Raw genomic sequence first — 12,178 nt, forward strand, 5'->3', positions numbered from 1 at the left:
GTTGATTTTTTATCCTATTTCATTAATGATACCGGTGATTCTCTTCTAATTTTTCAAGTAGTAATTAAAATCGAAGTCACAAAACTTGTTACTAAAAATATTGCTGATAATAGTAATGCTCATCAACTTAATCCTAAAGGAATTGATCCTACATTTTTCCTAATATATAATCCAGCAAATAATACAATTGTTGCACTTCCACATATTCCTAAAATCATAGCTATTGTTGCTAATATTGTTAAATTACCAAATGAATATTTAATAACTTTTCAATTTGAATAACCAAGAGATTTCATAACCAACATAAACTTTTTGTACTGATTTACATATAAATCAGTAATTATTATCATTGATAAAGTTGCAGTTATAATAATAACTATAATAAAAGATATTCCTATTGTTAAAATTAAACCCGCAATTTGATTAATTAATGCTTTTTGTTCTGTTAAAAACTCTACATTTTTCATTTCTAAACCATCATAGTATTGACTTCCTCCATTTAAAGTATATTCTCCTGTTCTAATTGATTTAGAAAATGAAGCTTGACTTGTTAAAAAGTATGGTTCTTTTGATTGAGACATAATACCTGTAAATCAATTAGAAGGGTAAAAGTTTTTTTGTTCTGTTGTTCCTCAAACTTGCTCTTCAAGTTTTCTTTCAATTAGATTTTTTGGTTTGTTTCATTCATAAGTTTTTATCTCTTGACCATTTTTTAATTGATAAGAAGATTTTTGTGTTTTTTCATAAACATAATTGTATGGAGTATAACTACTTGTTGAATAACCATGAAGTAAATTTGCTAATTTTTGATCTGCAAGTATCACATTACTTCCATAAACATCAACTGTTGCAACTTGAACTATATTTATATTACTTGCTCATTGCATATTTACATCTTTATCAACTATTCCTGGTTTTGAGTCTAGAAAATTCTGTCTAAAGAAAGAATTATGATAATTTAAGATATTTGAAATTTCTGAACCAATTTCTCCTTGTCCTTGATATTTTGAATCATAAAATAATGAATAAGGTCTTATTCACATAAAATCTTTAGCAGAGTAATTTTTACCTACATTAGTTCTATTTCAATCATCTATTGTTTTTTTAGGAATTATACTAGTATCTTCTAAATAACCAAATCATTTATTATTTTGTGATCCAGAATTTAGAGCAACTATACTATCTTTATATTCTTTTGGAATAATTAAAAATAAATTATCAAAAGTATAATATGGTCTTATTTCTGACTTTAAAACTTTGTTTTCATCATTGTATAAATTAGCAAAAGCCATTGCATTTTCTGCAATTGATTTAGTGTTTTTTGTTCTGTTAAATGTCATTAAGTCTTGATTATCTTTTTTGCCAGTTTCATTATTATATATAAATGATCTTGCAAATGTAAATTTTGAAGTATCCAATGTCGCTGGGTCTAAAAAATTCTGTTCTGAATAAGCTTTTTTATCTTGTTCTCTTTGTGAAGCTCAATCATTGTCATCATAAATTCAAGCACTATTTGGAATATTTGTTTGATCTTTTGATAATACTAATCTTTTAGAAACAAAATCATCAATTTTTATTGAATCACTTTTTGATTTGTTTAATGAAAATTTTGCTTGCTCATTCATAGTAACTGGTATATTTAATGTTCCATTTGAATAAAGAGTAAATCCACTTACAGTTTTAATAGTTTGATTTTTATTTGTATCTGTACCATTAATTATTTTTTCAGCTTTCATTAAAGACTCTTGATCAATATACATTTTCTTTGAATTCTCATTTAATTTATAAGCTTTTTGATTTGATTGAACTCCTGTTAAAGACATTTTTTTGTCATTAGAAATAAACTTAGTAGTTGTATAAAAATCATCATCTCCTGGAATATAATTTGTAAATGTTCACCCAAAAGTATACTGATTATATCTATTTTCACTTTTACTTAAATAATTTTTAACATAACTTGGTGATTGACTCAAAATAGCCGATGTTATTTGATTTTTTCAAGTGCTTTTATCTTCATTATTAATTTCTGATGGAAAAATCGCTTTTAAAATTGGGGGCAATCCCTCTGAAAGAGTTGCTGTTAGATTATCAATTTTCTTTATTCTATCTTCAATACTTATATTTTTATCTATTTCACTGTGTGCCATTCATTCAATAATTCTTTGCATATCTGCTATATTTATAGCTCTTCCCAAAGTTTGAGGTAAATTATTTCCAAAAATATAACAAACTAAATTTAATAGAGACTCACTTGTAAGCACTTCATTACTTCAATTTGCAGATAAATTTCCCTTTGAATCTTTAATATATAATAATTTAGGAATTAAAGAATAGTCAGCATTTCCAGTAACTTTTGTAACTAAATCACTTAAATAATCAACTGTTCCATAATTTCCTTTTACATTTTTTAAATATGGTTCATAGTAATCTACACCATTTCAAGCTGATAAACTTGTTTTTGATAATGGTGAATTACCAATAGGTTCTAAATTATCTATTTTGTTAGAATATTTAACATTTTTATAATATGAACTTACAGCTTTATTAACCATTCCAGGAATTGACATCGATGTTGTTATTAAAAGTGAAGAAATTAATATAGTTATTGTTGAAACTAATGTTGCTTTCATACCACTAATTGCAAGTTCTATACTAAATTTGGTTGTAAACTTACTATTTTTTGTTAATTTAAGTTTTAAGTTGTCAATTCATTGAATTCTTTTAACACTCTCTTTCTTATTTATAATTTCAAGAACAGGCTTGTTAATAAGAATTATAGAAGTTATATATGAAACTAATATAGTAAGAATTCCAAACATTAGTATTAAAACACCCAAAGATCAGCCATTAAAATAAATTCGATTGTAAGATCCACCTGTATAAGAAATAAATAATCTAGAGAATAATTCTTGAATTAAAGTTCCAATAAATCAAGATAAAGGAACAACAAATATTAATAATACTAATCCATATGAAATATAAGAAAAAGCAATTTGTGAATTTTTAGTTCCCAGAGCTTTTAAAATACCAATTTCAGAAGCATTAAATTTTATAGTTTTTCTTATAGCAATTAATGTCGTTGTTAAGCAAATTAATAAAATAATTGTACAAACTATATATGAAATTGTTGAAAAAGTTTTTAAAACTATTGGAATTAATTCTCAATTATATGAAAATACACTACTTTTGTAATCTTTAAATGAATAATTATAATTAATATTTTCAGGATTTTCTTTTGCAATATTTTCATTATCTGTTTTTAATAAACTAACATAATTATAATTTAAAGATTTAAATAAATTAATATTTTGAATTTTTTTAGCTTTATCTTTAAATGTTAAAAATCTATAAACATTTGATGTTGTAACTTTTAGTTCATTTGCAGGAAGAATAAGATCTATAATATCTTTATTTATATATATTATTGCTCCTTTATTATTATTAGGAAAAGGTATTGTTAAATCTGCAATAGGAAAATTAGTATAAGGATCAGCTGCAAAACCTGAAACAATTAAATTTGCTGCCCCAATTTTAATATTTGAACCTATTTGAATTTTATTAGAATGAGAGTATTGTGAATTTATCAATATCTCATTTTTAGTTTTTGGTTTTCTTCCATCATAAACTGTTACATTTTCATCAATTAATTTATCCATTATAACCATTCTATAATGTTTTTCAGATGCATTGTCTGAATAAATTATTTCAGTTCTTGAATAAACATTTGCATCACTTACTAAACCAATTAATTTTTGTCTTATAAAATATGACGAAGCTATATCAGCATTTTGTAAATTATAAATATCTTTTTTGATAAATCCTCTTTTATCTTTTAATTTATTTTCAATGAAATCTCCATTATCAATTAATTTCAATCCATTAGCTTTATCTTTTACATTACCATTTGAATCAACATGAGTTAATTGTCCTTTAGCACCATTAATATAGATATTATCTTCTTGATATGTATTTTTTGAAGAATTTTTAAAGTTAACAGAAAATAATCATGAATATAATATTTCTTTATCTAAATCACTATTGTTTAATTTACTTGACTCTTTAAAACTTTCCATAATTCTTTCTTTTTTTGGTAAATCAATATTTTTTTTGATAGATTCTTGCATATGATATTCAACATAATCATGAATCATTTTATTAATTTGTACTACTAAAGTTAAAAAAGCTAAATCCATATAAGTATTTATCTCTCTAACTAATTCACTTTCTTGTGAATAATCCAAATTATCATTAATTATAATATCTTTAGCTGATAATAATTCCTTTTTAAAAAGTAAACCAAAAAGAGAATTTTGTTTTTTAATTCCTTTTTCTTCTTGAAGATCTTTTATTAACTCAGTTTTTAATATTTTTATTGTTGATTTACTAAATTCACCCAATTGTTGAGCTATAAAATTATTATTATTTGTATAAACTTCTAAAGGAGAAAAATTTCTATTAACTCCATTAGTATCATCCTTGTCAAATTGATATCAATAATTTGTTTTGCTTATATTTTTCTTATTTCAATCTAAACCATATGCATTATAGTATGGATTTTGATCTCATTCATTTCAATTATAATTAAATCAACTATCGGAATACTTAGAATTATATATTAACTTACCTAAGGTCTCTTTAAAATCTTGGCTTTCAAATACTTTTGTAATAAAAGTTTCCTTTTCTTCTTGTTTTGCAATATTTACATTATACCCAACTGATTCATTGTTATATGTTAAATATTCATCAGATATAAAATCCATTATTGGCACCATTATTTGACTGCCACTAGCATTTGATGTTTCTAATATTTTTTCATCATAGTAATCAAATTTATTGGTTTTTTGCATAGTTTTATCATATTCATATCTAATTCTGTCACTTATAGAATTTGTAACACTTAATATAAGAGATGCAAAAAATCCTAATATAACTATTAATATAAATTGTGTTTTATATCTAAATACAACTTTTAATCCTTGTTTTAATAATAAGAAAAAATTAGTTTTTTTCATTTATTTTGCTCCTTTTTTTTTTTTTTTTAAATTTTAAAAAACAAAAAATTAGGAGGTACAATTCCTTTTCTATCTTTTTTAAGTCTTTTTGACTCAATATTATTAATTAAAATTATAGTTTCTTTTCAACTTTTTTGAATAGAATAGATTTTTTTATTAATTATTTTAATTTTTTGAAAAATTAATTTTATAATTTGATTTAGCTTTATTGATTTTTTATAAATAGCATTAATAAATTGTTTATTTGAACTTATAACAGTTTTTATTATTAAATAAAAAAACATTAATGCAAAAATATAGAAAATTAAATATACTATAAATAAATTAAATAAAACTATTAAAGAAAAAAATATAACATTAGTATTTAAATATCTAAGTATATTAGAATTTTGAAGTCAATTTTCTTTAATTGTAATAGCAATTATTTTTTCAAAAGAAATATAAGTATTTAAAAAAGATATTCAAAAAAACATAAAAATCACACTAATTATTAAACAGAAATTAGAATTAATATTTAAAAAATTTCTTTTTGAAATTTCAAAATTACATTTCTCTATATGTTTTACAAATCTTGAAATATTTACAGTAATAAAAGAAAAAGAAAAAGAAAATAATAAAATATTTGCAACAAATCAAATAACTAATATTATAATTCTATTTTCTAAATAACTTTGTATTAAGAAAGTAAAGAAGAATAATATAAATAAGAATATTAAATTAATATATCTTTTAAAGTCTTTCATAACTCACCACTTTGTAGATATTATAGATAATAAAAAAAAAAAGAAAAGAAATTTTAATTTCTTTTTGAAATTTTTAATTTTAAAATATTCTTTCGATTTTTACTTCACCATTCTTTATCTCTTCTAAATAAATATTTATTTTTACTATCCCAAACAAATCAAATCTCATATAATTTAAATTCTTTCAAAAACTATTTTCACCATTTTTCATCCTATTATAAATACACAATCTTAATAAACCGTTTAAATTAGAGTTTTTTACATCAAATGAATATAAGATATTTGAACTTTTAAAAATATTTCTTGTCATATCCAATAAATTTAAGCTTTTATCCAATTCTTTAAAATAGTATGAACTATATTGATTTAAATATCCATTCATTATATTTATATTTCATTTATTATTTTTTCCACTCCCTGTTTTATCCAATCTATTTCAAATTTTAGAGTCTTTACTATTAAGATAATTAATTTTAAATTTATTTTGTAAATCTAAAAATTCTGCAGGATTTCAAATATTTTTATAAACACCAAATAATTTCAATGATAAATCTATAAAACTTTTATCAGTCAAATTATCATTTAGTCCATTCATTGAATAAGAAACTGCCAATTTAAAATCAGGAAACTGATGATCATATGAAAAATCATTATTCCCTATTTTAATAACAGGACCAACAAATTCAACATATCCCATAGCCACTGCTAAGTCATAATACTTTGTTTTTTGATATTCAGATACTTCAGTTTCACTTAAAAACCCTTTTAAAAACTTATCCTGAGCAACTCTATATTTTTTCTTATTTTTTTCTAAAGTCTCTAAATTAAATACATCATCTCTTAAAATTCTTTTTATTTCTTTTTCATTTCCTAAAAGGATTTTTGATATAGTTTCTCTACTATCAATTTCTTTTAATTTTATAGCATTTTGATCATCTAAGTTATTTATAAATAAATAATCCTTATTTTTTTCTAAAAAATTATCTGTTTTATAAATACTTGGTTTAGAATAACCAATTTGTAGTGAAGGAAACTTTGGTTTAAAATACTTATCATTAATAATTTTTAACAAACCTTTTTGAAAATCTTTATTTTCATTATAATATTTCTTCAATTGAGAATTTGAACTTACAAAAGCTTCATAATCTTGTTTTTCTTCTTTAATATCATTTCACTTCAAATTCACATACTTTTGTTCTTCTGAAGAAGTAAACATATCCTTTACTATATTTTTATACATTACATCTCCAAAATATTTAAATGCCTTACTTTCAGTTGAAGTATACTTCAAAATTCCTGATTGTTTAAACTTCTCAACATCATTAACTCCTTTATAGTGAGTTACAATATTATAATCCACTATCACATTACCTATATAAACTCCAGCAGACAATTCTTCTGAATTAATTTCAAAATTATCATTAAAAATCAACTCAATATGTTCAAAAACCGAATCCACCTCATCCAAAATAATTTTATATTCATTAACTTTTTTCAACTCATTTAACTTCTGTTTTAACAACTTAACTTGAAATAATTTCTCAACATCACTAGTCAACTGTTTTTTGTGTTCAACTGTCAATTTATTCTCTGATTTTGAGAATTTCTGAATATTTTCTTTATTCAAAAATTTATAATCATTTTTTGCATCTTCTAGCGTAATCAAATTACTTGCAACCTCTTTTTCATAATGCTCTGATCATATTTTTGCAACATCCTGTTCAAAATTTCGAACAACCTAAGTAATATCTTTTTTAGACTCTTCTGGTTTCTTATCAGATTTTGAACCACACGCAACAACACTTGTAGCTGATGATGCAACAATCCCTACTGCTGCCAATACAGTTAATAACTTTTTCATATTTCCTCCTTTTTTAAAGACCCTTAAAAAACAAATAAATAATTCAAATTGATATTAATGATTAAAAAAAAAAAAAAATGTCAAGTTTTTTTTAAACTTAACTAGACTGAGTTGAAAAAAGTAGGCATTAAAATTTATGTAAAATATTTAAAAGGAAGAAAAAAATATGGCAAAACTTGGTCAAAAATTTAGTAAATATAGTGAAGAATTTAAAGTAGATGTAATACTTTATGCAAATGAAAACGGTGTAACAAAAGCTTATAAAAAATATAAAGTACCAATGGGAACAATTGGAACCTGACAATCAATCTATAGAACAGATAATAATTTATGCATTAATACAAAATCTAAAGAAGATAAATCAGAATTAGAAAATTTGAAGGAGAAATATGAATCCTTAAAAAAGTCTTTAACCTCATGAGAAACTACATGTCTAAAGAGGAAAAAATAAATTTTATTAAATCAAGAGATTATAAAACAACAATTAAGGAACTACTCGAGTTACTAAATTTAAAAAAATCCTATTGAGATAAATATAAAAATCATTTTTTCATAGATAAAAAAAATAAATTTGATTATATAAAATACGATATTTTAAAAGTATTTAATGATAATAGAAAGCAATTTGGATATAGGCAAGTTTCAAAAGAACTATCTCATAAATATTCAACATATATAATTCGAAAAGTAATGCGATAAAATAAAATTATAGCTAGATTTGCTAAAAATCAATTAAAAAAAGCAAATAAAAGAAAACTACAAAATTCAAATGTAGAATATCCAGATCTTGTTCAAAGAAAATATAGTGCTGTCAAAGAAAAATACAAAATTTTATATACAGATATTACTTATTTAATTTGAAAAGGAAAGAAAGCTTATAAATCAACAATAATCGATGGATTCACAAAAGAAGTTATTTCATCAGATATTTCTTATAAAATGTCTGCAAAATTTGTAATTGCTACTTTAAAAAGAGAAATTAATGTTATTAAAAAAATAAAAGATCCGAGTGGAATAATTATTCACTCAGATCACGGAGTTCAATACACAAGCAAAACGTGAAAAAATGTTTGTGATTCGAACAATTTAATTATATCAATGGGAGCGAAAAAAACATGTGCAGATAACATTGTTATTGAAAGTTATCACTCTTTACTTAAAAAAGGAACAATTCATAATAACAAATATGAATCACTTGAACATTATATAACTGATGTTATTGAATGAGATAAATGATATAACTCAAAAAAATCTCAAAATAGTTTTTTAAATATAGAATGAAAAAATAAAGATGTCTTTTATGGCACAATAACTATATAAATAAAAAAAATAGGCATAAATATGCCTACTCACTTCAACTCACTTTAAACAGAATTTAATAAATTTAAATATTTATATACTAATATAACTGAATTTAAATTATTCGAAGCTAAATTATATATTAATTGATACATATACAAAAGAAATAATTTTTTATTATATAAGTTATTGACAAACTCAATATTTTACTTTATTTGCATTTAAAAAAGCAAAATAAAAGTTTAAGTAAAATAATAATCTTTTCAATACATATAAGTTAATTTATAAATAAAATGAGTATATTGTTACACAAATAATATAATTATTAAACAATATTATTCTAGATTAAAAAATATACATTTTATAATAATATTTATACATCTCTAGAATATTTCTTAAATGATTTAACTTATTTTGTATCTTGATATAATCAAAAAAGAGCTCAGAAATTTTATCTAAGCTCTATTATAAATAATTATAACAACTTTTTAATTTTTATTTATTAAACTTAACAATTATTAAAATAAGTGATTTTAATTAAATTATTTTTCCTTGAGCAAAGGTGTTATTTCCTCCACCTTTAACTTCATATTTACCATTATTTTTAAATAAATCTATTGCTTTATTATCACTTGAAATATTTTCACTTACAGATACTATAAATACTTTGTTTTTTGTATTTGCCAATTTAATAATTAAATTATCAAATTTATTTTGCATTTTATCTGAAAAAGCCTTTAATTCTTTCATTTCAAGATCATTTATTTGAATATCAATTAAATTAATATTTCCCATTTTAATAGGTTTAATATTTAAATATTTTTTTAAACTTTCTTCAATTAATAAATCTTCTACTTCTTTTTGATAAAGCTTAAATGCATTTTTTAAATCATTTACTTTCTGTTTTATTAGAATTAAATTAGATTTAGTTACTTGCATAGATGTAATCAAATTGATTTCTTGTTCCATTAATTGATTTTCAACTTTTAATTTAAAGTTATTGAACTTATCAACTAATGGAGATATTTCAGATTTTTGTTTTCTAAATTGCTCGTTTAAATAATTTGCAACTTCTTTATGACTTGTTACTGCATGATATCTAAATACTCCACTACCTTTTGATTCAACACTAGTAATTAATAAATCTTCAATATCTTTTGTATTTTCAACATGAGTTCCTCCACAAAGTTCAAATGAAAATTTACCAAATTTAATTATTCTAACTGTTCCACCATATTTTTCTGTAAATAATGCTAAAGCATTGTGTTTTTCAATTGCCTCTTGTAAAGAACAATAAATAATTTCTCTTGCAATACAATTCTTTATTTCCCTGCTTATTGCTAAATGAATTCTATCTATTTCATCTTGAGTTGGTAATCTATTATAAGAAATATCAATTCTTAAACCATTTTCATCATTATAACTACCACTTTGCAATGCTTCTTTTCCTAAAACTTCTTGAATCGCTGCTTGTAATATATGAGTTCCTGAATGATTTTTCATAGTATAAAATCGTTTTTCACTATTAATTTCAGCTTTAATTGTATCTCCAATTTTTAAAGTTCCATTAATTTGAACTTTATGAATATGTTGACCATTTGGTGCTAATTGTACATCAAGTACTAAATGTCGATTTTCTTGTTTATCAATTAAATAACCATTATCTGCTGCTTGTCCACCTTTTTCTGCATAAAAAGGTGTTTTTGTTAAAGTAACAAAAACTACTTTATCTTTTGCAATATCAAGAGATTTTTCATCTTCAAAAATAAAATTAACAATAGCTTCACACTCTTCTACTTCATAGCCCACAAATTCACTTTCCACTTTTAATCCAGTTAAAATAGCAGATTGCTTATTTCAAGCTTTATCATTTTTTCTAGAATTTCTAGCTAACTCTTTTGCTTGTTCTAACAAAACTTCATATCCTTTTAAATCAACTTCTACATTTAATTCATTTGCTATTTCTGAAGTTAATTCAATAGGAAAACCAAAAGATTCAAATAAAAGTAAAGCATTTTTAGCATTTACTTTTTTTTCTATTTTAACTATATTTTCTAAATGTTCAAATCCTTTTGAAAGTGTTTTTAAAAATCTAAGTTCTTCTTGTTTAATAATTTCTTTAACAGATTCTGCTTTTTCAATTAAATAAGGATAAAATTCTTTCATTGCTTCAACAACTTGATTAACTAATTTATATAAAAAAGCATCTTGAATTCCAAGCTTTCTTCCATACACTGAACTTCTTCTAATAAGTCTTCTAATGATATAACCTCTATCTTTATTTCCAGGAAATACACCGTCACTTATTGCAAAAACTACAGCTCTTACATGATCTGCAATAACTTTAAAAGCTGTATTAATTTTAGTTTGTTCTTTATTTTCATTATAATAATTTTCAACAGAATATTTAAATTTTGAATTACATATCTTTTCTACTTCTTTTATTGTAGGAAGAAATATATCTGTTTCAAAGTTTGTAGAAGCTTCTTGAAATATTGATACTAATCTCTCAAAACCAGCACCAGTATCAATATTTTTTCTTGGTAATTCAGCATAATTGTTATTTCCATCATTATTAAATTGTGAAAAAACTATATTTCAAATTTCAATATAACGATCATTTTCAATATCATCTTTTAAAAGTTTAGAACCTATTTTTTCTGGATCTCATTTTTCACCACGATCAAAAAAAATCTCTGTATTTGGACCACAAGGACCTTGACCTACATCTCAAAAATTAGTATCTCTAGTTCCTTTAAAAATATGATCTTTTTTAATACCAATAGTTTTTGTTCAAACATTGTAAGCTTCCTCGTCCTCATTAAAAACAGTTATATATAAAAGATTTGGATCAATAGCAAATCACTTTGGAGATGTTAAAAGCTCTCAAGCAAATTCAATTGCCTCTTTTTTAAAGTAATCTCCAATTGAAAAATTTCCTAACATTTCAAACATAGTTTGATGACGAGCAGTAACTCCAACATTTTCTATATCATTTGTTCTAATAGATTTTTGTGAATTAGTTAATCTTGGTGATGGAGGATTCATTCTACCATCAAAATATGGTTTTAATGTTGCCACTCCTGAATTAATTCACAATAAACTTGGATCTTCAACAGGAACTAAACTTACAGGTTCTAGAAAATAATGATTTTTAGATTTAAAAAAATCTAATCACATTTGTCTAATTTCATTTGCAGAAAGTTTTTTCATTATATTTTCTCCTTATAAATAACAAAATAATTTTAGCATATAAGAACTTT

8 protein-coding genes are annotated in these 12,178 nt (G+C 22.7%); 3 read left to right on the top strand and 5 right to left on the bottom strand.

The window, feature by feature from the left end:
- Positions 1-14 precede the first annotated feature (14 nt).
- The 4 genes from AACK92_RS05295 to AACK92_RS05310 all read right to left on the bottom strand — a co-directional run bounded on the left by AACK92_RS05295 (position 15) and on the right by AACK92_RS05310 (position 7,616).
- A complete protein-coding gene (locus tag AACK92_RS05295; RefSeq protein ID WP_339020755.1) occupies positions 15-5,012 on the bottom strand; it encodes an ABC transporter permease in 4,998 nt (1,665 codons plus the stop codon).
- 26 nt (positions 5,013-5,038) lie between these two features.
- Positions 5,039-5,755: a hypothetical protein gene (locus AACK92_RS05300; RefSeq protein ID WP_339020757.1), complete on the bottom strand. Its 717-nt coding sequence runs from the start codon at positions 5,753-5,755 to the stop codon at positions 5,039-5,041.
- 79 nt (positions 5,756-5,834) lie between these two features.
- Positions 5,835-7,421 (bottom strand): hypothetical protein, encoded by a 1,587-nt coding sequence (locus AACK92_RS05305; protein ID WP_339020759.1) that lies wholly within the window; start codon positions 7,419-7,421, stop codon positions 5,835-5,837.
- A 72-nt stretch (positions 7,422-7,493) separates the two neighbouring features.
- Positions 7,494-7,616, bottom strand: a complete 123-nt coding sequence (locus AACK92_RS05310) for a lipoprotein (protein ID WP_339020760.1) — start codon at positions 7,614-7,616, stop codon at positions 7,494-7,496.
- A 166-nt stretch (positions 7,617-7,782) separates the two neighbouring features.
- Between AACK92_RS05310 and AACK92_RS05315 the strand changes: the two genes are divergently transcribed.
- From AACK92_RS05315 to AACK92_RS05325, 3 genes are all read left to right on the top strand, one after another.
- On the top strand, positions 7,783-8,067 hold the full coding sequence (locus AACK92_RS05315; RefSeq protein WP_339020761.1) for a hypothetical protein: 285 nt from the start codon (positions 7,783-7,785) through the stop codon (positions 8,065-8,067).
- Positions 8,046-8,315, top strand: coding sequence for a hypothetical protein (locus AACK92_RS05320; protein WP_339020762.1), 270 nt, complete (start codon positions 8,046-8,048; stop codon positions 8,313-8,315). The genes AACK92_RS05315 and AACK92_RS05320 overlap by 22 nt, the downstream gene beginning before the upstream one ends.
- A 144-nt stretch (positions 8,316-8,459) precedes the next feature.
- Positions 8,460-8,936 carry a transposase gene (locus AACK92_RS05325; RefSeq protein WP_422397892.1) on the top strand — a complete coding sequence of 159 codons (477 nt, stop codon included), beginning with the start codon at positions 8,460-8,462 and terminating at the stop codon, positions 8,934-8,936.
- Between the two features lie 516 nt (positions 8,937-9,452).
- On the opposite strand, the gene alaS is transcribed toward AACK92_RS05325, so the two are convergent.
- Positions 9,453-12,128, bottom strand: a complete 2,676-nt coding sequence (gene alaS, locus AACK92_RS05330) for an alanine--tRNA ligase (RefSeq protein ID WP_339020763.1) — start codon at positions 12,126-12,128, stop codon at positions 9,453-9,455.
- Between the last annotated feature and the right edge of the window lie 50 nt (positions 12,129-12,178).

Source organism: Spiroplasma endosymbiont of Atherix ibis (genome assembly GCF_964020005.1).
GTDB lineage: Bacteria > Bacillota_I > Bacilli_A > Mycoplasmatales > Mycoplasmataceae > Spiroplasma_A.